This is a genomic window from Herbidospora sp. NBRC 101105, from assembly GCF_030269205.1.
GTDB lineage: Bacteria > Actinomycetota > Actinomycetes > Streptosporangiales > Streptosporangiaceae > Herbidospora > Herbidospora solisilvae.
This window is the reverse complement of the sequence record NZ_BSSX01000008.1, coordinates 500250-524927: the sequence shown is the minus strand read 5'-3', so window position 1 is coordinate 524927 and position 24678 is coordinate 500250. Positions and strand designations below refer to the sequence as shown.

General features: G+C 72.4%; 22 protein-coding genes. 14 read left to right on the top strand and 8 right to left on the bottom strand.

The features are described from left to right. The first annotated feature begins 14 nt into the window (after nt 1–14). Nucleotides 15–2789, top strand: a complete 2775-nt coding sequence (locus tag QSK34_RS32120) for a glycosyltransferase family 2 protein (RefSeq protein ID WP_285589664.1) — start codon at nt 15–17, stop codon at nt 2787–2789. Further along, nucleotides 2786–4201 carry a DUF5719 family protein gene (locus QSK34_RS32115; RefSeq protein ID WP_285589662.1) on the top strand — a complete coding sequence of 472 codons (1416 nt, stop codon included), beginning with the start codon at nt 2786–2788 and terminating at the stop codon, nt 4199–4201. The genes QSK34_RS32120 and QSK34_RS32115 overlap by 4 nt, the downstream gene beginning before the upstream one ends. Here the strand turns inward: QSK34_RS32115 and QSK34_RS32110 are convergent. Next, the gene (locus QSK34_RS32110; RefSeq protein WP_030451266.1) at nt 4189–4614 is read right to left on the bottom strand and encodes a metallopeptidase family protein; all 426 of its coding nucleotides are present in this window, start codon (nt 4612–4614) and stop codon (nt 4189–4191) included. The genes QSK34_RS32115 and QSK34_RS32110 overlap by 13 nt on opposite strands. 113 nt (nt 4615–4727) lie before the next feature. Here QSK34_RS32110 and QSK34_RS32105 point away from each other — a divergent pair, with 113 nt between their 5' ends. From QSK34_RS32105 to QSK34_RS32085, 5 genes are read left to right on the top strand one after another with little or no spacing between them, the layout of a single operon-like run. After that, nucleotides 4728–5084, top strand: a complete 357-nt coding sequence (locus QSK34_RS32105; RefSeq protein WP_030451265.1) for a DUF3499 domain-containing protein — start codon at nt 4728–4730, stop codon at nt 5082–5084. Nucleotides 5085–5140: 56 nt separating this feature from the next. Then, nucleotides 5141–6493 (top strand): phosphomannomutase/phosphoglucomutase, encoded by a 1353-nt coding sequence (locus QSK34_RS32100; protein ID WP_285589657.1) that lies wholly within the window; start codon nt 5141–5143, stop codon nt 6491–6493. Next, nucleotides 6490–6657, top strand: coding sequence for a Trm112 family protein (locus QSK34_RS32095; RefSeq protein WP_081898290.1), 168 nt, complete (start codon nt 6490–6492; stop codon nt 6655–6657). The genes QSK34_RS32100 and QSK34_RS32095 overlap by 4 nt, the downstream gene beginning before the upstream one ends. Next, on the top strand, nt 6654–7763 hold the full coding sequence (locus QSK34_RS32090) for an SIS domain-containing protein (protein ID WP_285589652.1): 1110 nt from the start codon (nt 6654–6656) through the stop codon (nt 7761–7763). The genes QSK34_RS32095 and QSK34_RS32090 overlap by 4 nt, the downstream gene beginning before the upstream one ends. A gap of 33 nt (nt 7764–7796) precedes the next feature. Next, nucleotides 7797–8732, top strand: coding sequence for a cation diffusion facilitator family transporter (locus tag QSK34_RS32085; protein WP_161481589.1), 936 nt, complete (start codon nt 7797–7799; stop codon nt 8730–8732). Here the strand turns inward: QSK34_RS32085 and QSK34_RS32080 are convergent. After that, nucleotides 8709–9041 (bottom strand): MerR family transcriptional regulator, encoded by a 333-nt coding sequence (locus QSK34_RS32080; protein WP_161481588.1) that lies wholly within the window; start codon nt 9039–9041, stop codon nt 8709–8711. The genes QSK34_RS32085 and QSK34_RS32080 overlap by 24 nt on opposite strands. 95 nt (nt 9042–9136) lie before the next feature. Between QSK34_RS32080 and ahcY the strand changes: the two genes are divergently transcribed. Both ahcY and QSK34_RS32070 read left to right on the top strand, forming a co-directional pair. Further along, nucleotides 9137–10567: an adenosylhomocysteinase gene (gene ahcY, locus QSK34_RS32075; RefSeq protein WP_161481587.1), complete on the top strand. Its 1431-nt coding sequence runs from the start codon at nt 9137–9139 to the stop codon at nt 10565–10567. A 2-nt stretch (nt 10568–10569) separates the two neighbouring features. Continuing rightward, entirely contained in the window at nt 10570–11802 is a 1233-nt protein-coding gene (locus QSK34_RS32070) for an adenosylhomocysteinase (RefSeq protein ID WP_161481586.1), read from the top strand. Between the two features lie 181 nt (nt 11803–11983). Here the strand turns inward: QSK34_RS32070 and QSK34_RS32065 are convergent, their stop codons facing one another. Then, nucleotides 11984–12760 carry an RDD family protein gene (locus QSK34_RS32065; RefSeq protein WP_285589646.1) on the bottom strand — a complete coding sequence of 259 codons (777 nt, stop codon included), beginning with the start codon at nt 12758–12760 and terminating at the stop codon, nt 11984–11986. 26 nt (nt 12761–12786) lie between these two features. On the opposite strand from QSK34_RS32065, the gene QSK34_RS32060 reads away from it, so the two are divergent. Continuing rightward, nucleotides 12787–13779 (top strand): stage II sporulation protein M, encoded by a 993-nt coding sequence (locus QSK34_RS32060; protein ID WP_285589644.1) that lies wholly within the window; start codon nt 12787–12789, stop codon nt 13777–13779. Here the strand turns inward: QSK34_RS32060 and QSK34_RS32055 are convergent. Genes QSK34_RS32055 through QSK34_RS32035 form a run of 5 tightly spaced genes read right to left on the bottom strand, consistent with a single transcriptional unit; the run spans nt 13776 to nt 18975 of the window. Beyond that, complete coding sequence (locus tag QSK34_RS32055) at nt 13776–15098, bottom strand: DUF58 domain-containing protein (RefSeq protein ID WP_285589641.1); 1323 nt, start codon at nt 15096–15098, stop codon at nt 13776–13778. The two genes, QSK34_RS32060 and QSK34_RS32055, sit on opposite strands and share 4 nt — an antisense overlap. After that, entirely contained in the window at nt 15098–16051 is a 954-nt protein-coding gene (locus tag QSK34_RS32050) for an AAA family ATPase (protein ID WP_285589639.1), read from the bottom strand. The genes QSK34_RS32055 and QSK34_RS32050 overlap by 1 nt, the downstream gene beginning before the upstream one ends. Beyond that, the gene (locus tag QSK34_RS32045; RefSeq protein ID WP_285589638.1) at nt 16048–17148 is read right to left on the bottom strand and encodes a DUF4350 domain-containing protein; all 1101 of its coding nucleotides are present in this window, start codon (nt 17146–17148) and stop codon (nt 16048–16050) included. Before QSK34_RS32045 ends, QSK34_RS32050 begins: the two co-directional genes overlap by 4 nt. Beyond that, entirely contained in the window at nt 17145–17759 is a 615-nt protein-coding gene (locus tag QSK34_RS32040) for a DUF4129 domain-containing protein (RefSeq protein WP_285589637.1), read from the bottom strand. The genes QSK34_RS32045 and QSK34_RS32040 overlap by 4 nt, the downstream gene beginning before the upstream one ends. Before the next feature lie 4 nt (nt 17760–17763). Further along, complete coding sequence (locus QSK34_RS32035) at nt 17764–18975, bottom strand: DUF7847 domain-containing protein (protein ID WP_285589635.1); 1212 nt, start codon at nt 18973–18975, stop codon at nt 17764–17766. Nucleotides 18976–19275: 300 nt separating this feature from the next. Between QSK34_RS32035 and mtrA the strand changes: the two genes are divergently transcribed. The 4 genes from mtrA to QSK34_RS32015 are packed head-to-tail and all read left to right on the top strand — an operon-like array spanning nt 19276 to nt 24183. Further along, nucleotides 19276–19953: an MtrAB system response regulator MtrA gene (gene mtrA / locus QSK34_RS32030; RefSeq protein WP_030451251.1), complete on the top strand. Its 678-nt coding sequence runs from the start codon at nt 19276–19278 to the stop codon at nt 19951–19953. A gap of 19 nt (nt 19954–19972) precedes the next feature. Continuing rightward, the gene (gene mtrB, locus QSK34_RS32025; RefSeq protein ID WP_285589631.1) at nt 19973–21685 is read left to right on the top strand and encodes an MtrAB system histidine kinase MtrB; all 1713 of its coding nucleotides are present in this window, start codon (nt 19973–19975) and stop codon (nt 21683–21685) included. Continuing rightward, nucleotides 21675–23438, top strand: a complete 1764-nt coding sequence (locus QSK34_RS32020; protein WP_285589629.1) for an LpqB family beta-propeller domain-containing protein — start codon at nt 21675–21677, stop codon at nt 23436–23438. Before mtrB ends, QSK34_RS32020 begins: the two co-directional genes overlap by 11 nt. A gap of 28 nt (nt 23439–23466) precedes the next feature. After that, nucleotides 23467–24183 (top strand): ComF family protein, encoded by a 717-nt coding sequence (locus QSK34_RS32015; RefSeq protein WP_285589627.1) that lies wholly within the window; start codon nt 23467–23469, stop codon nt 24181–24183. Nucleotides 24184–24678: the final 495 nt, after the last annotated feature.

Below are 24678 nucleotides of genomic sequence, written 5' to 3'. Positions count from 1 at the left end.
CCAAGGATCCCGCCGTGCACTCGGTCACCGCGATCGTGGTCGCCCATGATGGCTCCCGTTGGCTCCGGGACACCCTCCGGGCGGTGCTCGCGCAGACCCGGCCGGTCGACCGGGGGGTCGGGGTCGACAACGGCAGCCGCGACGGCAGCCGTGACCTGCTCGGCGAGGCGTTCGGCAAACACAGCGTCGTGCAGATGCCGCGGGGCAGCGGGTTCGCCGAGGCCGTGCACGAGGTCGTCCGGCGGCTTCCGAAGGCGCCCGGCGACACCGAGTGGATCTGGTTGCTCCACGACGACTGCGCCCCCGACGCCCGCGCGCTGGAGTTCCTGCTCCACGCCGCCGACGAGTACCCCGAGACCGCCGTCCTGGGTCCGAAACTGCGCGACTGGCTCGACCGGAAGCTGCTGCTGGAGGTCGGTGTCACGGTCGCCCGCTCGGGCCGCCGCGAGACCGGGCTGGAGGCGCGCGAGTACGACCAGGGCCAGCACGACGCCGAGCCCCGGGGCGTGCGCGACGTGCTGGCGGTGTCGTCGGCCGGGATGCTGATCCGCCGCGACGTCTGGGACGAGCTCGGCGGCCTCGACGCCCGGCTCCCGCTGTTCCGCGACGACCTCGACTTCTGCTGGCGGGCCCGCGCCGCCGGGCACCGGGTGCTCGCGGTGACCGCCGCGGTGGCCTGGCACGCCGAGGCGTCGTCCAAGCGCCGCCGCCGCATCGCCGCCAGTGACGACCACCCCCGGCGGCTGGCCCGGCGTTATTCGCTGTTCGTGCTGATGGCGAACCTGCCGTTCTGGACGATGCTCTGGTCGCTGCTCCGCAACACGGTCGGGTCGCTGATCCGTACCGTGCTGTTCCTGGTCGCCAAGCAGCCCGCGCACGCCGTCGACGAGCTCGCCGCGATCGGCTCGGTGTTGTTCCATCCGCTGCGGCTGCGCCGGGCCAGGAAGGCGCGCAAGGGCAGCAGAGCCGGATATCGGCTGGTCAAACCCATGTTCAGCCCGCCGAGCCTGGCGTTCCGGCGGGCTTGGGAGATGGTCCAGAACCAGCTGTCGGGCGGTGGCCCGATGGACTCGGCCGGCCGTCATCACGCCGTCCAGCAACCGGGCGCCGAAGAGGGCGACGAACTGCTCAACGACGACGACGGTTTCCTGCGGCGCACCTTCGCCAGTCCCGGCGTGCGGCTGTTCGTGCTGCTCATGGCGGTCGCCGTCGCGGCCGAGCGCGACCTGCTGACCGGGGGCATGCTCGGCGGCGGCGCGCTGGTGCCGGTCGCCGGCGGGGCCTCCGACCTGTGGGCGTTCTACACCGGCGAGTGGGCGCCGCCCTACGTCGCGGTGCTGGCCGTGTTGTCGACCGTCGCCTTCGGCAAGACCTGGCTGGCGGTGTCGATCCTCCTGCTGGGCTGCGTGCCGCTGTCGGGACTGAGCGCCTACCTCGCGACCAGGAGCTTCGTCTCCTACCGGCCCGCCCGGGTGTGGATGGCGGCCACCTACGCCCTGCTCCCGGTCGCGACCGGCGTGGTGGCGGCCGGGCGGATCGGCTCGGCGGTGGTGTTCATCCTGCTGCCCGTCTACGCCTCGCTCGCCACGAAGGTCCTGGCCGACACCCGGAAACCGGCCCGCCGCGCGGCCTGGGGGCTGGGCCTGCTGCTGGCCGTGGGCACCGCGTTCGCCCCGATCCTGTACGTCTTCGTCGCCGTCCTCGGCCTGCTCGCCGCCCTGTCGTTCGGGGGAGTCCGGCGCGGGGTCGGCGGGAACCTGCTCATCGCCCTGGGCGTCCCGCTGATCCTGCTCGGGCCGTGGCTCGCCACGATCGTCCAGGACCCGGCCCGCATCCTGCGGGAGGCCGGGCTGCCGATGACCTCCTCGCCCCGGCTGGCCCCCGAGGCGCTGCTCACCCTCAACCCCGGCGGGCCCGGCACGCCGCCGATCTGGGCCACCGCGGGGCTGCTCGCCGTCGCCCTGGGCGCGCTGCTGCTGCGCCGCCACCAGTTCATCGTGGCCGTCGGGTGGGGCGTGGCGATCGTCGGCGTGCTGGCGGCGACCGTGGTCAGCCGCATGTCGACCTGGCCCGGGGTGCCGCTGGCCTTCGCCGCGACCGGGCTGCTGGTGTCGACCGCGCTGGCCGCCCATCGCGTCGCCGAGTTCCGCAGGGCCGGTGGGCTGCGGAAGGCGGGCGCGTTCCTGATCGTGCTGGTCGCCTTCGCCACCCCGGTCGCCGCCGCCACGTTGTGGATCATGGACCAGGCGGACGGGCCGCTCCGGCGGAACGTGCGCTCGCCGCTCCCGGCCATCGCCGAGGCGCAGTCGAAGCCCGGTCAGGGCACGCTGCTGATCCGGACGGCGGACACGGGGCTCACGTACACGGTCCTGCACGGCCGCATCCCGGTGATCGGCGAGTCCGAACGGGCCGCCTACGGCTCCGACTTCACCGACGCGGTGGCGGGGCTGGCCTCCGGCCGGGGCGGCGGCGACGCGGCCGCGCTGGCCGGGCGGGGCATCGCGTTCGTCAGCGTCCCGGCGCCGATCGACCCGGCCCTGCGGCGGGCCCTCGACTCCGAGCCGACCATGGCCCGGGTCACCCTCACGGACCGGGCCGGACTCTGGCGGATGACCGGGCCGGTCACCCCGGAAAGACCGCCGGCCGGCGACGCGTGGCACCGATGGTGGCTCTACGGGCAGGGGGCGCTCGTGGTGATCGTGCTGATCCTGGCGGCGCCGGGGGCGCGTACCGCCGAAACCGAGACGATCGAGGAGATCTCGGCCGGTCGGGAGCGGGTGGCGGCGTGAGACGGCTCATCGAGAACCGGTTCGGCATGCTGGCGCTGGTGCTGATCGCGCTGGGCGCGGTCTACGGCGTCGCCTTCGTCAGCCGCCCGGCCCCCGTCGCCCCGGTGAAGGCCGAACCGGTGCGGGCGCCCATCGCGGCCGTCTCCACGGTCTGCCCCGACCCGGGCGGCGCCACGGTCACCGCCGTCACCCCGCCCAACGCCCAGGGCACGGGCCAGACCATCATCGAGGACGGCGACGAGTCGGCCACGGTCGACGAGCCCGGCAAGCTCTGGCAGAAGACCATGGCCTCCGGCGCCGACCCCATGCGGGTGCACGCGACCGGCGCGATGGCCTCCGGGCTGGAGGCCGCCCAGACCCGGCGCGCGCTGAGCGGCGAGGCCCGCGGCCTGGCGGGGGTGCGGTGCGTCGACCCCGGCGCCGACGCCTGGTTCGTCGGGCCCGGCCCGGCCGCCGGAGACCTCAGGCTCCACCTCGCCAACGTCGAGTCGGCCCCCGCCGACGTGGCGCTGGTCGTCTACTCGGGCGAGGGCCAGGTCATCGCCGACCGGGCCAGCGGCCTGCTGCTCAAACCGGGCGAGCACCGCGTCGTCGACCTCAAGAAGGTCGCGCCGTCGCCGCTGGTCATGGCGCTGAACGTGTCGACCGGCCGGGGCCGGGTCGCCGCCGCCGTCGAGGCGGCCACCTCCGAGGGCGTCGACTGGTTGCCGCAGACCACCGCCCCGGCCGGGCGCGTCGTGGTGCCGGGCCTGCCCGGCAGCGCCGGCCGCCGCGAGCTCTACGTCGCCGCCCCCGGCGAGTCGGACGCCGTGGTCCACGTCAAGGCCGTGCTGAAAGACGGCTCCTACGCCCTGGAGAACCGCGAGACCGTCGAGGTGCCCGCCGGATCGGTCGTCACCGTCGACCTGTCGACCGGGGTGACCGGCCAGCCCGCCGCGATCGTGCTGACCTCGGAGACCCCCGTGGTCGCCGGACTGAAGATCGTCGGCACCGGCGGCCGGACCGACGTCGCCTTCACCGCCGGGGCGCCGCCGATCGACCTCGGCAGCGTCGTGGCCGACGCCCGCTCGACCAAGACCGTCACCTCACGGCTGATCCTGAGCGCGCCCGACGCCGCCGCCGACGTCACCGTGACGCTGCTGCCGCGCGAGGGGAAGGCGCCCGACCCGATCGAGGTGGCGATCCCCGCCGCCCGTACCAAGGAGATCATCCTGAAGGGCCCGGCCAAGGGCTTCAGCGTGGTCGTCATGCCGAAGACGGGCTCCGGGCCCGTCTACGGCGGGCGGGTGATGGAGGAACGCGCCGCGGGCGGGCAGCTCGTCACCGCCCAGCCGCTGGCCGTGGCGCGCACCTGGACGCTCGTGCCGCCGGTCGCCGAGCAGCCGTCGGCGGTGCTGTCTCAGCCGTCGTAGCCGGGGTCGACCTGTTCGGGGGTGAGCCCCAAAAGCGTGGAGACCTGCTCGACCACGACGGTGTGCACCAGCGCGGCCAGGCTCTCGCGGTCGCGGGCGCGCGCCTCCAGCGGGCGCCGGTAGACCACGACCATCGCCGGGTCGCCGCGCAGCGCCGGTTCGGCCCGGCCGAACGGGATCGGGTCGGAGGCCAGCCGCGCCGGGCCGTCGAGGAGCTCGGCGACCGGGGGCACCTCCTCGACGCCGAAGTCGACCGCCGCCAGCTCCTTGGCCCATCGCACGCGCAGCCGGTCGACGGCGTCGAGCACGAGGTCGTCGAACCGCTCGCCGCGCGACTTGGCGATCGGCACGTGGGACGGCGCGAGGGGGCCCCGCATGCCCCGCCCGTGGCGGTCCCGTCGTCGAGGAGTCATCAGGTCAGCTTAGGGCTCGGGCCGTGTTCAGGTGGTGTCCGGATTGTGGCGACACGCTCGTTAAGAGGGGCGGGGTGGTGGCAATGTGCGGGCGGACCGGATACGGTCCCTCCGTGAGCCCCGTCCGCAGCTGTTCCCGTACCGCCTGCAGGCAGCCTGCCGTCTTCACACTCACGTACGTTTACGCCGACTCGACCGCGGTTCTTGGCCCTCTGGCGACGTACGTCGAGCCGCACTGCTATGACCTGTGCGCGGAGCACGCCGAGCGGCTCACCGCGCCCCGCGGCTGGGAGGTCGTGCGGCTGCCCTATGAGCCGGGCGCGCCGTCCGGAGACGACCTCGAGGCGCTGGCCAACGCCGTCCGCGAGGCCGCCCGTCCGGCCCCCGCGCCGGGCGAGCCGACCGGCCAGGCCGTCGAGGTGGGCCGTCGTGGTCACCTCCGGGTCCTCAAGTCCAATCGCGACCGCTGAAGGCGCGCGGCCACTAGGCTTCCAACCCTAGGGATCTGCGACATATAGGGGCGGAATTGGGCGACCTCGCCAAGATCTTCAAGGCGTATGACGTACGCGGTGTCGTACCGGACGAGTTCGACGAGGAGATCGCCGAGGCCGTGGGGGCGGCCTTCGCGGAGGTGGTGGGGGCCGATCGGATCGTGATCGCCCACGACATGCGGGAGTCCTCCGGCCCGCTCGCGGCGGCCTTCGCCCGCGGCGCGACCTCCCGGGGCGCCGATGTGATCAACGCCGGACTGGGCTCCACCGACCTGCTCTACTACGCCAGCGGCACTCTGAACCTGCCGGGCGTCATGTTCACCGCCAGCCACAACCCGGCCCAGTACAACGGCATGAAGATGTGCCGCGCCGGGGCCGTGCCGATCGGCTCCGAGACGGGCCTGACCGAGATCCGCGACCGGGCGCTCGGGCTGCTGGGCGTCCCGGTGGCCGACCCGACCGGGAGCGTCACCACCCAGGACATGCTGCCCGGCTACGCGGCCCACCTGAAGTCGCTCGTCGACCTGTCGGCCATCCGGCCGCTGAAGGTCGTCGTCGACGCCGGCAACGGCATGGGCGGCCACACCGTGCCCGAGGTGTTCGCCGGGCTGCCGATCGACCTGGTGCCGCTCTACTTCGAGCTCGACGGCTCCTTCCCCAACCACGAGGCCAACCCGATCGAGCCGGCCAACCTGGTCGACCTGCAGAAGGCCGTCGTGGAGCACGGGGCCGACCTCGGCATCGCCTTCGACGGCGACGCCGACCGCTGCTGGGTGATCGACGAGAAGGGCGCCTCGGTCTCCCCGTCGACGATCACCGCGCTGGTGGCGGCGCGCGAGCTGGCCAAGCACCCCGGGGCCACGGTCATCCACAACCTGATCACCTCGCGCGGCGTCCCCGAGATCATCAAGGAGAACGGCGGGGTGCCCGTCCGCACCCGCGTCGGCCACTCCTTCATCAAGGCCGAGATGGCCCGGACCGGCGCCGTCTTCGGCGGCGAACACTCCGCCCACTACTACTTCCGCGACTTCTGGTACGCCGACTCGGGCATGCTGGCCGCCCTCCACGTGCTGGCCGCCCTCGGCGAGCAGGACCGCCCGCTGTCGGAGGTGCTGGCCGCCTACGCGCGCTATTCGGCCTCCGGCGAGATCAACAGCACGGTGGCCGACCAGGCCGCCGCCACCGCCAAGGTGCGCGAGGTGTTCGGGTCCCGCGAGGGTGTTACCTTCGATGAGCTGGACGGCCTGACCGTCACCGGTCCGACCTGGTGGTTCAACCTGCGCCCGTCCAACACCGAACCGCTGCTCCGGCTCAACGCCGAGGGCGACGACGAGGTGACCATGGCCGGCGTGCGCGACGACGTTCTGAAAGAGGTTCGAGGGATTTGAAGATCGACGACTGGCTGCTGGAGATCCTGGCCTGCCCGGCGTGCAAGTCCCCGCTCCGGGCCGAGGCCGACGAACTGGCCTGCACCTCCGCGAGCTGCGGCCTGGTCTACCCGGTCCGCGACGACATTCCCGTGCTGCTGGTCGACGAGGCACGGAAGGCATGATCTGGGAGCCTGAGCTGCTCGACGACCAGGCCCATCTGGTCGCGGCCGATCCCTCGGGCATGCTTCCCGCGGTCGCCTCGGCGGCCGCCCAGGTCCGCACCGGCCGCCGGCTGGCCGCCGAGGCGGGCGTGGGGGTGGTCGCCACCGAGGGCCGCCCGAGGGCGGTCGTGACGCTCGGCATGGGCGTCAGCGGCGTCTCGGGCGAGATCCTCAGGGCGATCTGCGGCAACGGCGCGCCGATCCCGGTCACGACCGCGAGCGGCCACCGGCTGCCCGGCTGGATCGGCGCCAACGACCTGGTGTTCGCCGTGTCGGCCTCCGGGGCCACCGAGGAGACCCTCGGGCTGGCCTGGGAGGCCGCCCGGCGCGGCTGCCGCCTGGTCGGCGTCGGCCGCCCCGGCTCCCCGCTCCAGGCGCTGTGCACGCAGCGCGGGGCGCCGTTCGTCCCGGTCGACGCCGCGCAGGGCCACGCCCGCGCGGCGCTGTGGGCGCTGACCGTCCCGCTCATCGTGGCGGCGTCGTCGCTGGGCCTGGCCGACGTCCCCGAGCCGGTGTACGAATCCACCGCCACCCTGCTCGAAGACCTGGCCCACCGGTGCCGGCCGTCGAGCGACACGTTCATCAACCCCGGCAAGACGCTGGCCATGGAGCTGGCCGAGTCGGTGCCGATGGTGTGGGGCTCCTCGGCGCTGCCGATCGTGGCCGCCCACCGGCTGGTCCACCAGCTCTACGAGAACGCCAAATACCCGGCGATCTTCGGCGAGCTGCCCGAGGCCGCCCACAACCAGGTGGCCGCCTTCGACGGCCCGCTCGCCGAGCGCGACATCTTCGCCGACACGCAGGGCCGCCAGCTGCGGCTGTTCGTGCTCCGCGACACCGACGAGGACGAACGCGAGACCCGCACCCGCGGCACCACGGTACGGCTGGCCGAAACCCGCGACGTGCGGGTGTCGGAGCTGATGGCCGAGGGGCGTCATCCGCTTGAACGGCTGGCGACGCTGATCGGGCTGGCCGACTTCGCCAGCGTCTATCTGGCACTTGGTTATGGAATCGATCCCACTCCGGTGAGCGCGGTCCGGGAGTTGAAGGCCAGAATTGCCCGTTAGGATCTTTTGGCCGAAAACTGAGGGAGTGTCATCGTGAGCGCCAGTGGCGGAACGAAGGCGATCGTCGCGGCGTTGGTCGCCAACCTGTCGATCGCGGCGGCGAAGTTCGTCGCCTACCTGTTCACCGGATCGTCGTCCATGATCGCCGAGGCGGTCCACTCCGTGGCCGACTCGGGGAACCAGGCGCTGCTGCTGCTCGGCGGCAAGCGGGCGGCCAGGGAGCGCACCGAACAGCACCCGTTCGGCTACGGCCGTGAGCGCTACTTCTACTCGTTCGTGGTGGCGGTCGTGCTGTTCACGATCGGCGCGCTGTTCTCCCTCTACGAGGGCATCCACAAGATCCAGGCCCCCGAAGACCTCAGCACGCCGCAGTGGGCGTTCGGCGTGCTGATCTTCGCGATCATCGCCGAGGCGTTCTCGTTCCGGACCGCGATCAAGGAGTCGCTGCCGCACAAGGGCAACCTGACCTGGTGGCAGTTCATCCGCCGGTCGAAGTCGCCCGAGCTGCCGGTCATCGTGCTCGAAGACCTGGGCGCGCTGCTCGGTCTGATCTTCGCCCTCTTCGGCGTCACCATGGCCGTGGTCACCGGCAACCCCGTGTGGGACGGCATCGGCACCATCATGATCGGCGTGCTGCTCGGCGCGATCGCGATCGTGCTGGCCATTGAGACCAAGTCGCTGCTGATCGGTGAGAGCGCCGGCCCCGAGATCGACGCCCAGATCCGCGAGGCCCTGCAGAGCGCGCCCGAGGTGACCCGCGTCATCCACATGCGCACCCTCCACGTCGGCCCCGAGGAGCTGCTCGTCGCCGCCAAGATCGCCGTCGAGCACGACGACACCGCCGCCGAGGTCGCCCGGGGCATCGACGAGGCCGAGCAGCGGGTCCGCGCGGCCGTGCCGATCGCCCGGATCATCTACCTCGAACCGGCCATCGACGCGTCGTCGTCAACGACCGCGCAGCAGTCGTAGCGCCTTCTCCTTCTCGAAGTCCAGCGCCCTGCGGGGCGCCTGGATGCGCCCGATCCGCACGCCCAGGTCTCTCACGGCCTGGGCGACGACCGGCTCCGACAACGCCCGCAGCGCGAAGGCGAGTTCGCCGGGCGAGACGTCGAACCGCTTCTCCAGCTCCATCGCCTGGGTGACGGCGGCGAGCTCCTCGTCGCCGAAGCGGCGGTGGGAACCGAGATCGCGGACGGGCGGGAGCAGCCCGAGGGCCTCCCGGTATCGCAGCATTCTGGGCGACATGCCCAATTTGGCGGCGGCCTCCGTGATGCGCATACGCCTATTCTTACATTCTTGTGTCAGGTTCGGCGCTCGCAGGTGGTGTTCGGCCCTACAGTGGCAGAGGACGCTACGAGAGGGGACACCCCAAGATGGACTTCAAGGTCGCCGACCTGTCGCTCGCGGACTTCGGCCGCAAGGAGATCCGCCTCGCCGAGCACGAGATGCCGGGCCTGATGGCGACGCGCAAGGAGTTCGCCGCCTCCCAGCCGCTCCGGGGCGCGAAGATCATGGGCTCGCTGCACATGACCATCCAGACCGCCGTCCTGATCGAGACGCTGGTCGCCCTCGGCGCCGACGTGCGCTGGGTCTCGTGCAACATCTTCTCCACGCAGGACCACGCCGCCGCCGCGGTCGTCGTCGGCCCCGAGGGGACCGTCGAGGAGCCCAAGGGCGTGCCGGTCTTCGCCTGGAAGGGCGAGACGCTGGAGGAGTACTGGTGGTGCACCGACCAGGCCCTGCAGTGGCCTGACGGCACCGGCCCCAACATGATCCTCGACGACGGTGGCGACGCCACCCTGCTCGTCCACAAGGGCGCGGAGTTCGAGAAGGCCGGCGGCGTCGTGCCGACCGCCTCCGAAGACGACCCCGAGGAGTGGGGCATCATCCTCGACCTGCTCCGCCGCACGGTCAACGACGACCAGCGCTGGACCAAGACCGCCGAGGCGATCAAGGGCGTCACCGAGGAGACCACCACCGGTGTCCACCGCCTCTACGAGATGTTCAACAACGGCCAGCTGCTCTTCCCGGCCATCAACGTGAACGACTCGGTCACCAAGTCGAAGTTCGACAACAAGTACGGCTGCCGCCACTCGGTGATCGACGGCCTCAACCGCGCCACCGACGTGCTGATCGGCGGCAAGGTGGCCGTGGTCGCCGGCTACGGCGACGTCGGCAAGGGGTGCGCCGACGCGCTGCGCGGCCAGGGCGCCCGCGTCATCGTGACCGAGATCGACCCCATCTGCGCCCTCCAGGCCGCGATGGACGGCTTCCAGGTCACCACCCTGGAGGACGTCGTCGGCATCGCCGACATCTTCGTCACCACGACCGGCAACTTCGGCATCATCACCGCCGAGCACATGGCGCAGATGAAGCACAACGCGATCGTGTCCAACATCGGCCACTTCGACAACGAGATCGACATGGCCGGCCTCGCCCGCATCCCGGGCATCGTGAAGGAGGAGGTCAAGCCCCAGGTCCACACCTGGAGCTGGCCCGACGGCAAGCAGATCATCGTGCTGGCCGAGGGCCGCCTGATGAACCTGGGCTGCGCCACCGGCCACCCCTCGTTCGTCATGTCGAACTCCTTCACCAACCAGGTGATCGCGCAGATCGAGCTGTTCACCAAGACCGACGCCTACCCGATCGGCGTGTACGTGCTGCCCAAGCACCTCGACGAGAAGGTCGCCCGGCTCCACCTCGACGCGCTCGGCGTGAAGCTGACCACGCTGACCAAGAAGCAGGCGGAGTACATCGGCGTCGACGTCGAGGGCCCCTACAAGCCCGACCACTACCGCTACTGATCATGGATGCCGTGCTGGCCGAGGCCGGTGAGCGCCGGATCGGGTGGGCGTCGCGCGCCATGCCGGTGCTCACCGCGATCGGCGCGGGGTTCGGCGGCGACCGCCCGCTCGACGGGCTGAAGGTCGCCGCCTGCCTCCACGTCACGGCCGAGACGGCGGTGCTCATGGGCGCGCTGAAGGCGGGCGGCGCGGACATCGCGCTGGCCGCCTCCAACCCGCTCTCGACCCAGGACGACGTCGCCGCCGCCCTGGCCGGCTACGGCATCGCCGTGCACGCCAGGGCGGGGGTCGACCGCGACACCTACTACCGGCACATCCACCGGGCCCTCGACATCGGGCCCGACATCGTCCTCGACGACGGCTGCGACCTGGTCAACATCCTGCACACCGAACGCTCCGACCTGGTGGTCAAGGGCGGTTGCGAGGAGACCACGACCGGGATCATCCGGTTGCGCCAGATGGCCGCCGAGGGGGCGCTGAGGTTCCCGATGGTGGCGGTGAACGACACCCGCACCAAGCGGATGTTCGACAACCGCTACGGCACCGGCCAGTCGACGCTCGACGGCATCATGCGGGCCACCAACACCCTGCTGGCGGGCCGGACGGTCGTGGTGGCCGGCTTCGGCTACTGCGGCCGGGGCGTGGCCGAGCGGGCCAAGGGCCTGGGCGCGCGGGTGGTGGTGACCGAGATCGACCCGGTGAAGGCGCTCGACGCCTCGCTCCAGGGCTACGGCGTGGCCACGATGGCCGAGGCGGCCGCGATCGGCGACGTGTTCGTGACGGTCACCGGCAACCGCGACGTCATCAGGGCCGAACACCTGGCCCTCATGAAGGACGGCGCGATCCTGGCCAACGCGGGCCACTTCGACGTCGAGATCGACGTGCGCGCCCTGGAGTCCATGGCCGAGGAGGTCCACTACCAGGTGCGGCCCAACACCGACGAGTTCGTCGTGAACGGCCGGCGGTTGCTGCTGCTGGCCGAGGGCCGGCTGGTCAACCTGGCGGCGGCCGAGGGACATCCGGCGGCGGTGATGGACATGTCGTTCTCCGCCCAGGCGCTCACGGTGGCCTGGCTGGCGGCCGAGCACGCCTCGCTCAAGCCAGGGGTCTACGACGTGCCCGACGGGATCGACGCGCGGGTGGCGGGGCTGAAACTGGCGGCGGCGGGCATCACGATCGACGGGCTGACCGCCGATCAAGAGGCCTACCTGCACAGCTGGCGTTCAGGTTCGTAGAAACAGTTGTGTTACCCCATGGATACCGGCAATCTGCCGTACTACGGTCATATCACTCGGTTCGCTCAAGGCCAGTCACCTGAGCCGAGATGACGGGCGGGTACGACCGGTTCGCCTCTCCCTCTGCGCTCCGGACGTACCCGCCCAACCCCACTGCAGGCGTGCCCCATGCCTGCGTTCGTCACAACTGCCCCTGCCGTTTTTGGCTAAACCTCGCGATGTCGCGGCGGCGGCGTTCGGCGAGCACGGCGGCCAGGTAGGCATAGGGCGGAACCCCAGGTGGGGGCGGGGGTTGCACGCGCGCGGAGACCTGTGAGGCGATCCGCAAACCCATTTCGTGGGCGGCGATCGGCGAGAGCTCCGGCAGCCGGGTCAGGTACTGCCGTGACACGGTCGCCAGGTCGTCGGTGAGGCCGGTCAGCTCCAGCGTGGCCGCCCAGGCGGCGAGTTGCGGCGGCATCTCGGGCGGGGACCCGGTCTCCTTCGGCGCCCGTTCCGAGATCACGAGCGTGCCGCCGAACAGGTCGCCCAGCCGCTTGCCCTTCTGGTTGGCCAGCGCGCAGATCACCGCCGGGGCGCCGGTCAGCATGTAGATCTCGACGACGGCCGTCAGGCCGCGGAAGAACGCCTGCCGGAACCGTTCGGGCCCGCCGTCGTCGGCGACCACCCGCAGGCCGAGGGCCATCTTGCCGAGGCTGCGGCCCCGCGACAGGGTCTCGAAGGTCACCGGGTAGCCGACCACGACCGCCACGATCGAGACGATGATCAGGGCGGTGGCCAGCGACTCGTCGATGTCGCCCGCGGCGAACGCGATCAGCAGCAGCGCCCCGACCAGCAGCACGATCTGCACGACCAGGTCGAGCAGGAAGGCGACCACCCGGATCGGCAACTGCGCCAGCGGCACGTCGAGCGCCACGGCGTCGCCGGTCACGACGTCAGGGCGCGGCACATCGGACATGTCCTGACCCTACTAGGCTCGCGATCGTGGACATCGACGCCTTCCGAGCCGCCCACCAGCCGACCTGGGACCGGCTCGACGACCTGGTGAAGAGGCGGCGGAAGCTGACCGGCCCCGAGGTCGACGAGCTGGTCGAGCTCTACCAGCGGGTGTCCACCCATCTGTCGATCGCCCGTTCGGTGTCCCGCGACGGCGTGCTGACCGGCCGCCTCTCCGCCCTGGTGGCCCGGTCGCGGTCGGCCGTCACCGGCGCCCACGCGCCCGCCTGGCGGGAGTTCCTCCGGTTCTGGACGGTCTCCTTCCCGGTGGTCTGCTACCGGTCGTGGCGGTGGTGGCTCGGCGCGGCCGTGGCGTCGTCGGTCGTCGCGGTGGCGGTGGGGGTGTGGGTGGCGGCCAACCCCGACGTGCGGGCCGCGATGGGCACCCCCGAAGAGATCAGGCAGCTGGTCGAGCACGACTTCGCCGACTACTACAGCGCCAATCCGGCCGGGTCGTTCGCCACCCACGTCTGGGTGAACAACGCGTGGGTGGCCGCCCAGTGCGTCGCCTCGTCGGTGATCGGGGGCGTGCTGATCCCGTACATCCTCTTCCAGAACGCCGCCAACGTCGGGCTGGTCGGCGGCATCATGATCGACTCGGGGCGCGGCGACGTGTTCTTCGGGCTGATCACGCCCCACGGGCTGCTGGAGCTCACGGCGGTGTTCTTGGCCGCCGGGGCGGGCATGCGGGTCGGCTGGTCGCTGATCGCGCCGGGCCCGCGCCCCCGCGCGCAGGTGCTCGCCGAACAGGGCCGCGCGGTGGTCGCGGTGGTGCTCGGGCTCGCGGTGGTGCTGCTGGTCTCGGGCCTCATCGAGGCCCTCGTCACCCCCTCGCCGCTGCCGACCTGGGCCCGCATCTCGATCGGCGCCGCCGCGGAGATCCTCTTCCTGCTGTACGTCGTCCGCTACGGCCGCCGCGCCGCGCGAGCCGGCGAGACGGGCGACATCGCCGACGCCCCCGACCACGTGCCGACGGCCTAGAGGCGGCCCGCGGCCTTCAGGTTCAGGTAGGCGTCGGCCAGCGCCGGGGCCAGGTCGCCCGGCAGGGCGTCGACGACCTCGACCCCGTGACGGCGCAGCCGCGCGGTCACCTGGCGGCGCTCCACCCGCTGGCGTTCGGCCGCCGCCGCCTCGAACACCTCGGCCGCGCCGTCGCGTCCGGCCGCCAGCGCCGCCACCCGGGGGTCGGCCACGGCGGCCAGCAGCACGAGGTGACGGGAGGAGAGCTGGGGGAGGACCGGCAGCAGGCCCTCGTCGAGCGCGGTCGCGTTGAGGTCGGTCAGCACGACCACCAGGCAGCGCCGCCGCGCGCGGGCCAGCACGGCGGCCACCATCCCGTGGGCGTCGGCCTCCACGAGCGCCGGCTCCAGCGGCGCCATCGCGGTCACCAGGCCGGGCAGCAGGTCGCCCCGGCCGCCGCCGCTCACCTGGGCCCGGACCGCCCGGTCGTAGGCGAGGAAGTCGACCCGGTCGCCCGCCCGCGCGCAGAGGGCGGCCAGCAGCAGGGCGGCGTCCATGCCCCAGTCGAGCCGGGGCCAGCCGCTCGGGTCGCCCGACGCCGGGTCGACGCCCACCCGCCCGGCCGAGGTGCGGCCGGTGTCCAGGACGATCAGCACCCGCCGGTCGCGTTCGGGCCGCCAGGTGCGCACCACGACGTCGGCCCGGCGCGCGGTGGCCCGCCAGTCGATCGAGCGGACGTCGTCGCCGACGACGTACTCGCGCAGCGAGTCGAACTCGGTGCCCTGGCCGCGGATCTGGACCGGGTTCAGCCCCTCGATCGCCCGCAGCCGGGCCAGCTTGGCCGGCAGGTGACGACGGGACAGGAACGGCGGCAGCACCCTGATCCGCCCGTCGACCCGGTGGGAGCCCTGCCGGGCCGCCACGCCGAGCGGGCCCAGCGCCCGCACCGTCACCGCGGCGGCCGTGAAATCGCCCCTGCGGAGCGGACGCAGGGTGGTGGTCACCCGGCGGCGCTCCCCGGCCGGGACGTCGACCTCGTGCTCCCTGGGGGCCGGACGGGTGCTCGGGGGCCAGGCGTCGCGCAGCACGCCGCGCACCCGGCGGCGGCCCGGATTGGCCACCAGCAGGGTGACCTCGGCGCTCTCGCCGAGACGTACCCGCTGATCGTCGGAGCGCTCGAACCGCAACGCCCGCACACTGCCCGCCAGCGCCAGGTCGACCCCGACGGCCAGCACGATCACCGCGACGACCAGCCAGAACGCGAGAGCGGGCGCGGGCGCGGCGAGCACGACCAGCGCCCCCGCGACCGCCAGCAGCGCGGCCCGCCCGGTCAGCGCCATCAGCGCGGCACGGGGACGGACGCCAGGATGCCGTCGAGCACCCCGTCGGCGGTCGCGCCCTCCAGCTCGGCCTCCGGACGGAGCTGCACCCGGTGCCGCAACGCGGGCCGGGCCAGCGCCTTCACGTCGTCGGGCGTCACGTAGTCGCGCCCCGACAACCAGCCCCAGGCGCGGGCCGCCGCCAGCAGCGCGGTCGCGCCGCGCGGCGAGACCCCAAGGCCCAGCGACGGCGACTGCCGGGTCGCCCTGGCCAGGTCGACGACGTAGGCGAGCACCTCGGGCGACACGTGGGTCTCGGCGACCGCCGCCCGCCCGGCCGCGAGGTCCTGCGCGCTCGCCACCGGCTTCACGTGGGACAGGTCGCGGGGGTCGAATCCCTCGGCGTGCCGCCGCAGCACCGCGATCTCGTCGTCGCGGCCGGGCAGCGGGACGGTCAGCTTCAGCAGGAAACGGTCGAGCTGCGCCTCGGGAAGCTGGTAGGTGCCCTCGTACTCCACCGGGTTCTGGGTCGCCGCCACGATGAACGGGTCGGGCAGCGGCCGGGGCAGGCCGTCGACGCTGACCTGGCGCTCCTCCATGGCCTCCAGCAGGGCGGCCTGGGTCTTCGGCGGGGTGCGGTTGATCTCGTCGGCCAGCAGCAGATTGGTGAACACCGGCCCCGACCGGAACTCGAACTCGGCGGTGCGCGCGTCGTAGACCAGCGACCCGGTCACGTCGCCCGGCATCAGGTCGGGGGTGAACTGCACCCGCTTGAAGTCGACCGACAGCGCCGTGGCCAGCGTCCGCACCAGCAGCGTCTTGGCCACACCCGGCACGCCTTCGAGCAGCACGTGGCCCCGGCAGAGCAGCGCGATCACCAGACCGGAGACCACCGCGTCCTGCCCGACCACGGCCTTGGCGACCTCCGCGCGCAGCGCCGCCAGCGCCTCCCTGGAGGCGTCAGGTGTCGTCACGAGTCCAGTACCTGCCTTTCGATGGTGTCGAGGTCGCGTGCGAGGGCGACCAGGGCGGCGTCTCCGCCGGGGGCGTCGCCGTAGAGGGTCCGGCGAACCTGTCCGTCATCCTGCCCGGTCCGGGCGGCCACCGCCGTGACGATCTCGTTCTCGCCGGCCGTCGCGGTGAGCCCCAGCCGGGGGGTCATCCGCGCCAGGGCGGCCTCGCGCAGCGCCAGCGCCGCCCGGTCGCGGGCCGCGCGGGCGCGGTAGAGACGGCCCCGTCCCTCGACGGTCTCGGCGGCCCGGACGACCACCGGCAGCCGCTCCTCGACCACCGGCCCGAGGCGGCGGCCCCGCCACAGGGCGGTGAGCAGCACCGCCAGGACCAGCGCCCAGGTGAACCAGCCCACGTTCGCGGGGATCAGCTGCTCGATGGACTTCTCGCCGCCCTCGGGCGCCCCGAGCGGGGCGCGGGGCGCGAACCAGGTGACCCTCTGGTGGGTGCCGGCCAGGTTCATCGCGAGCGCGGCGTTGCCGTTCTCCGCCAGTCTCCCGTTCGTCAGGAACGAGCCCGACGCGACCAGGGTGGTGTCGCCGACGACGGCGACCGTGCCGCCGTAGCAGGTGGCGTCGGTGAAGGTCGAGCCGCCGACGAGGGCGTCCCCGGCCAGCACGGCCGCCCTCAGGCCGCAGCCGGGCTTCCGGACCGTCTCGGGGGAGCCGGGGAAGGCGGTCACTCCGGGCGCCAGCGCCCGCAGCACCGGCTCGGTGGGCGCGATCAGCAGCCGGGCCCCCGGCCGGCCGACCAGCTCGGCCAGCCTGGCGGGGTCGGCCAGGAACTCGGGCCGGGCCACCACCAGCAGCGAGCCCTCGGCCTGCTCGACGGCGTCGTCGAACGTCGTCACCTGGTTCACCTCGACGCCCTGCGCGCGCAGCAGCTCGGCCAGCGCGCGGGCGCCCCAGGGCGTGGTCGCCTCGATGTCGAGCCGCCCGCCGTTGCGGGAGCCGCCCAGCAGCACGATCAGCGTGGCCGCGAGCACGATCAGGCCCAGCGCCCCCAGCACGCCGCGCCACGAGCGCCACCGGTCGGTGATCGTGGGAGTTATGGACGTCATCGCAGGGTCGCCTTCGCGCCGCGGACCGCCGTGTCGAGCTCGGTGAGCAGGGCGTACCCCTCGGGGGTGCCCGGACGCCCGCCGTAGGTGACGTCGGCGAACGTCCGGGCGCCCCGGTCGAGGTCGGCGGCCAGCGCGGGCAGCGCCCCGCCCGCCTCGGCGGCCAGCTCACCGGCCGTACGCCCCGGCATGGGTTCCACGATCGTGCGCTCCTCCAGCTCACGGGCGACGGCGCGGAGACGTTCCCGGATCGCCCGGGCCCACTCTCCGGCCGCGGCGTGCCGCTCGGCCAGGGCCCGGTGTTCGGCGGCCGACAACCGGGTCTGCCCGAACAGGCCGTCGACGCCCGGCCGCCGGGTGCGGGGCGCCTTCCGGGCCGCCCGCACCAGCACGACCACGATGACCGCGAGGATCAGCACGAGCACCGTCAGGGACAACCACCCGCCGGGAACACCCTCGGCCCGCGCGATCAGCTCGGCGATGAACTGCCAGACCCGGTCGAGCACCCGGTCGAGCCACGACGGCTTCGGGTAGGCCGGGTCGGCGAGCTCCCGGAGGGCGGCCTCTCTGGCGGCCTCCCGGCCGATCTCGACGGGGACGTCTATGACCATCGACTCATGACCAGGGGTTGCGCGGGCGCCACAGGTTCTCGGGGGCGGTGCCCGGCGCGCCCTGCTGACGCTCCACGGCCTCGGTCTGGAGAACCAGGTCGAACGCCTCGGCGCGCATGCGGCGGTCGGCGTACAGGAGAGTGGTGACCCCGGCGGAGAACGGGTTGGTGATGGTGCCGGCGATGATCGCGCCGACGCCGGCGAGGACGGCGCCGACGTAGAACTCCGCCGTGCTGACCGACGCGGCGGGGTCGCCGAACGAGGTGAGGAGCGAGAACGGCGCCGACACCGCCGCGGCGACCAGGCCGACCACGACCGCGGTCAGCAGCAGGATGCCGAACACCCGCCAGAAGTCGCCCTTGACCAGCCGGAACGACCGGCTCATCGCGGTGCCGACGCCGATGCCCTCCAGCACGATCGCCGGACCGGCCAGGCTGAGCTTGGTGTAGAGGAACACCGCGAGGCAGACGCCGCCGGTGAACAGGACCAGCGCGAGCAGCACCACCGCCCCGGTCGGCAACCCGGCCGCGCCCAGCAGGGCGACCAGGAAGACCGGCACCAGGAAGACGCCGAACACGATCAGCGCCTGCAGCAGTGCCAGCGCGACCAGCGGCAGGATCCGGCCTTTGACGATGTCCCAGGCCTGGCCGATGGAGATCTGCTCGCCGAAGACCGACCGGCCGATGATCCCGGTGAGCATGCCGGTCAGCACCACCATGGCCACCGCGGTCACGACGCCGCCCAGCAGCGCGCTGCCCAGGAACGCGAACACCGGGCCGAGAACGGCCTCGGGGTCGGCCTCGGCCGCCTCGGGGGTGATCAGCGCGATGTCGGCGACGGCGCCGAACATCGGAAGCTGGATCGCCAGCGTGATGATCTCGGCGACCGTCACCACCAGCGCCGACAGCCCCAGCGTCGCCTTCGGGTTGGCCCGGATGAACGAGACCGCGCCGTTGTACATGTCGCTCATCTGGAGCGGGCGCAGCGGGATGATGCCGGGCTTGAGCACCGGCGCTCCGTAGTAACCGCCGCCGTAGTGGCCGCCGCCGTAGTGGCCGCCGGGCGGGGGAGGCGGCGGGGGCGGGTAGCCGCCGGGCGGCGGATAGGAGCCGGGGGCGTTGGGGTCGGCCCAGGGGCCGGGCGCACCGTAGGCGGGCGGTTGCTGGGGCGACCAGCCGGGAGGTGGCTGCTCACGATCGCCGGGGCCGTCTGTCATGTCCCAATCCTGGCATGATGAGTGCCCTGGCGGTCATGGGTGACTCCTTCCGCGTTGCCCGCCCGCGCCTGTCCTGGCTCGTCTCGGCGTGACGAACGCCCGCCGCGGGTCCGCGTGGAGCACACTTGGAACGTGACCTGTTCTTGGGATTCTCGTTACGGTAGCGGCACGGCCAGCTATTTGGGCCTAAACTTCGTCCTTTGTCACGGTCGTGTTTCATCCACCGCAGGGTCACGGGTAACCTTCCGATAAATCGCCCAAATACCTCCTTAGCTGCGCCGAAGTAACGAATGAGGGGCCATGAAAGGACGCGTGCTGGTCGTCGACGACGACGCCGCTCTCGCCGAGATGCTCGGCATCGTCTTGCGCGGGGAGGGTTTCGAACCGTCCTTCGTGTCAGACGGCGACAAGGCGCTCGACGCGTTCCGCGACACCCGCCCTGATCTCGTCCTGCTCGACCTGATGCTGCCCGGCGCCGACGGCATCGACGTCTGCCGGCGCATCCGCGCCGAGTCGGGCGTCCCGATCGTGATGCTCACCGCCAAGAGCGACACCATCGACGTCGTGCTGGGCCTCGAGTCGGGCGCCGACGACTACATCGTCAAGCCCTTCAAGCCCAAGGAGCTCGTGGCCCGGGTCCGCGCCCGGTTGCGCCGCACCGACGAGCCGACCCCCGAGATCCTGCAGATAGGAGACATCACGATCGATGTCGCCGGGCACTCGGTCAAGCGGTTCGACGAGACGATCAACCTCACGCCGCTGGAGTTCGACCTGCTCGTCGCGCTGGCCCGCAAGCCGCGCCAGGTGTTCACCCGTGAGGTGCTGCTGGAGCAGGTCTGGGGCTACCGCCACGCCGCCGACACGCGACTGGTCAACGTCCACGTGCAGCGGCTCCGCGCGAAGATCGAGAAGGACCCCGAGCACCCCGAGATCGTCGTGACGGTGCGCGGCGTCGGCTACAAAGCCGGTCCAGCCTGATCCCGCCCCTGTGATCTGAATGCCCAAGCCACGGCCCCGACGGACCCCCCGGCAGATCGCCCGGGGGGTCCGTCGCCGTGCTCGGCGCATCGCGGGCAGGGCGCGCTCGGCCTGGCGGCGCTCCCTCCAGATGCGGGTGGTCACCTCCACCATGCTGATCTCGATGGTCGTCGTGGCCGTGCTGGGCGTCTTCCTGTTCCAGTCGATCAACAAGACGATGCTGGCCGGCCGGACCGACGCCGCCACCGCCGAGGCCCGCGCCAACGTGCTGACGGTCTCCGACTACCTGGCGGGCAACGGCGAGCCCGACGCGGGCGAGCAGTCCGACCCCGACACGCAGGTCCCGCTCGACCCCGCCGACCAGGCCATCAACGTGCTGGCGCAGCGGGCCGGGGCACGCTACGCGGTGGTCATCTTCAACGACAGCATCGTCGGCCAGGACCGGGCCACCCTCAACATCGACGCCAACAAGAGCGTGCCGCGGGGGTTCCGGCAGCAGGTGCGCACCGACACCACCGACCAGACGGAGTCGCGCTACAGCCCGCTGCGCTACCTGACCGGTGAGACCGTGTCGGGGCTGGTCATCGGCTCGCGGGTCTTCAGCGGTGTCAACGGCACCTACGAGGTCTACCACCTGTTCCCGCTCAACGAGGAGGAGGAGACCCTCAGCTCGGTCCTCCAGCTGCTCGTGCTGGTCGGCGCCGGCCTGGTGCTGCTGCTGGCCGCCATCGCCTCGCTGGTCACCCGCCAGGTCGTCACCCCCGTGCGGCTGGCCCGCCAGGCCGCCGAGCGGCTGGCGTCCGGCCGCCTCGAAGAGCGCCTGAAGGTCCGGGGCGAAGACGACCTGGCCCGCCTCGCCACCTCGTTCAACGAGATGGCCTCCAACCTCGCGCTCAAGATCCACCAGCTCGAGGAGCTCTCCCAGGTGCAGCGCCAGTTCGTCTCCGACGTCTCCCACGAGCTGCGCACCCCGCTGACCACCGTCCGCATGGCCGCCGACCTCCTCTACGACGCCCGCGAGGACTTCGACCCGATGGCCGCCCGCTCGGCCGAGCTCATGCAGGCCCAGCTCGAACGGTTCGAGTCGATGCTGGCCGACCTGCTGGAGATCAGCCGCTACGACGCCGGCGCGGCCACCCTCGACCTCGAGTCGGTCGACATGCGCGACGTCGTGCTGCGCGCGGTCGGCGACTCCGAGGCCCTGGCCGAACGCCACGCCACCCGCTTCGAGCTGCGGCTGCCCACCGAACCGTGCATGGCCGAGTGCGACACCCGGCGGATCGAGCGCATCCTGCGCAACCTGCTGTTCAACGCGATCGAGCACGGCGAGGGCAAGGACATCGTGGTCACCCTCGGCGCCGACCGCGACGCGGTGGCCGTGGCCGTGCGCGACCACGGCGTCGGCCTGCGGCCGGGCGAGGAGAACATGGTCTTCGACCGCTTCTGGCGGGCCGACCCGTCCCGCGCCCGCACCATCGGCGGCACCGGCCTCGGCCTGGCCATCTCCCGCGAGGACGCGATCCTGCACGGCGGCTGGCTCCAGGCCTGGGGCTCGCCGGGCGAGGGCACCCAGTTCCGGCTCTCGCTGCCGCGTACGGCCGGGAGCGTGCTGAAGGGCTCCCCGCTGCCGCTGGTGCCGCCGGAGGTCGAGATGCGCCGGACCTGGCGCGGGCACGCCACGCCCGTGTTGTCGGCCGCCGCGGGGGAGTCGGGGGTGTTCGATGTCGACTAGGAGACGGGTTCTGGCGCTGGTGGCGACGCTCGCCACCCTCACGGGCTGCACGATCGTGCCGGCCAGCGGCAACCCGCCCACGGCCAGCGAGGACGAGCGCGGGGGCGACATCCTCAGCCAGACCTACGTCCGGATCTTGGCCTCCCCGCCCCGGCCCGACGCGACTGCCGTGGAGATCGTGCGCGGCTTCCAGGCCGCGATGGCCAGCTTCGATGACCCCGAGCGCAAGATCGCCCGGCAGTACCTGACCGGCGCGGCGGCGGCCACCTGGCAACCCTGGGCCGCCGCGACGCGGGTCTGCGACTGCCGCTTCGCCGACGACCTGCCCGAAGAGGACGCCGAGAAGTTCGTCGTGTCGTTCAAGGGCCGCCAGGTCGGCACCCTGGAGGCGGGCGGCCGCTACCGCGCGGCCTCCGAGGGCACGCTCGACGAGGCGTTCACGCTGGTCCGGGTCAACGGCGAGTGGCGCATCGCCGAGGCCCCCCAGGGCCTGATCCTGCTCCGCGCCGACCTCACGAGGGCGTACGCCCCCGTGGAGGTCTACTTCCCCAACCCGTCGTTCAACGGCCTGGTGGCCGACCGGGTGCGGGTGCCGATCGACCCCAGCCGTGGCCTGCCCGAGTCGCTCATCCGGACCCTGCTGAACGGCCCGACGGGCCCGCTGGCCGGCGCGGTCGAGAACGTCTTCCCCAAGGGCACCGAGCTCAACGGCATCGAGATCGAGGGCGACACGCTCTACGTCGACTTCTCGTCGGCGATCGCGGGCCTGCGCAACAGCCCCGACCGCATCAAGGCGATGAAGGCGCAGCTCGCCTGGTCGCTGGGCGCCGACCGGGTCGGCGGGCGCTACATCGAGATCCTCGTCAACGGCGAGGCGTTCCCGGGCGGCGGCATGCGGTTCAAGCCGACCGAATACCCGACCTACAACCCGTCGGTGATCACCGGCGACGCCGCCGGATACTTCGTCCGCGACGGCCGGATGTTCCGGGTCGCGGGCAAGGACGAGGAGCAGCCGACGGCCGTGCTCGGCGCGGCCGGGCAGCCGACCCGGCCGTTCAACCACACCGCGGTCTCCGCCGAGGGCCGCGACCAGGTGGCCGCCCTGATGGGCGACGAGACGGGGATCTGGGTCACCCAGCTGGTGGCCGGCAGCCCGTGGCAGCGCTGGATCAACGCCCAGGGCCGCCTCACCCCGCCGTCGTGGGACCGCGAGGGCCAGGTCTGGGCGGTCGAGACGGCCGGCGGCAAGTCGCAGGTCTGGCACGCCACCACGGCCGGCCACCAGTCGCCCGTGCTGGCCCCCGAGCTGGAGAACGCCGGCGTGACCGCGTTCAGGGTGGCCCGTGACGGGGTCAGGGTCGCGGTCGTCGCCGACAACGGGGCGGGGCCGACCGTTCAGATAGGCTCGATCGTGCGCAGCCCGACCTACCGGGTCGGGGCGCTGGAGACCCTGGTGCCCGCGGAGGAGGGCCAGGAGATCATCGACGTGGCCTGGCGAGACGCCACCACCCTGCTGGTGCTGACCGAGAAGGACTCCCCGAACGGCCCCCAGCAGGCTCTGGCAGCCTACCCGATCATGGACGGCGACGAGAAGACCCCGATCGAGCTGTCCAAGCGCCTCACGTCCATCACGAGCACCGATTCGCGCATCCTGGCCAGAGACGAGAACGGCGCCATCACGGTGTGGGACGGCAAGAAGTGGACCACCCTCGTCGACGACGGCTCCAGCTTCCCCGCCTACCCTCTGGGGTGAACTTTCGTCAGTGTCGGCAGGGAGTGTCATGGTGGTCCGCGTGCTCGACGCGGTGCTCGATCTGCTCGTCCCCCCTCGGTGCGCCGGTTGCGGCGGCCGGGGGGCCCTGGTCTGCGCGAAATGCGCCGCCGAACTGACCGCCGCGCCCCACCTCCACCTGCCTGAGGCGCCCCCCGACGGCCTGCCCGAGTGCTGGGCCGCCGCCGGTTACGACGGGGTGGCCCGGCGGGTGCTGATCGCGTACAAGGAACGGGGCCGCACCGCCCTCGGCGCCGCGCTGGGCGCCTGCCTGGCCGGCGCCCTCGCCCGCCTGCCGCTGGAGGCGGGCCCGCTGGTGCTGGTCCCGGTGCCCAGCACCCGCCGGTCGAGAAGAGCCAAAGGCCATGATCCGGTACGCCGGATCGCCGAGGTCGCGGCCAGGCGGTTGCGCGCCGGAGGCGCCCACGTGACGGTGGCGCCGGTGTTGCGGCCCGCCCGGAAGGTCGCCGACCAGTCGGGCCTGACCTCCGCCCAGCGGGCCGCCAACCTGGCCGGGGCGTTCACCTCCGGAGCCGTGCCGAAGGGCCGGGTCGTGCTGGTCGACGACGTGGTCACCACCGGTGCGACGCTCGCCGAGGCGGCCCGTGCGCTGCGCGCGGCCGGTGCCCAGACCGCCTTCGCGGTCACCGTTGCGGCGACCCGAAAACGGGTGCCGGTCATGCGACACGCCCGGCGGTCACAAATTCGCCGACATCACTCTGGGTAAAGAAACAGTCAAATAACGACCTGGCCTCGGAGTGACAACCGGGTGTCGGCAAACTTGCGAACTCCCAGTTCGGGAGCGCCTTGACCAGGCGGTCCGGCACCCCGCCCCGCCTGCCTCTATGCCCCCGAAGGCCTCCGCATCCCCAGGAAAAATCACCGAAAGTGATCCTTTGGCGTGGCTCGCGGCTGACATACGGCCGGTCAGCGACTAGCGTTCAGGACATGGCACCCGTTCGGGTCCGTGGTTGCGCCGGACCGAGTCCCCACCGGGGTTCGGCCTGGCTAGCCGATGCCAGCCGCAGGCGAAACGGTCCACGTAAGGCGACTCTTGGTCGACCGATCACGGTGCGGCTTAGAGGTAAGACCTGCCTTCCCAAGAATCCAGATGATTCTTGCCAGAAGAGAAGGGCAGTAGTGGCGTGGAGCTGCGAACCCCTCAGCAGGCGGATGTGGGGACGAAGACCAGGTCGGCCGAACGGGTGCTCCTTCATGTCAG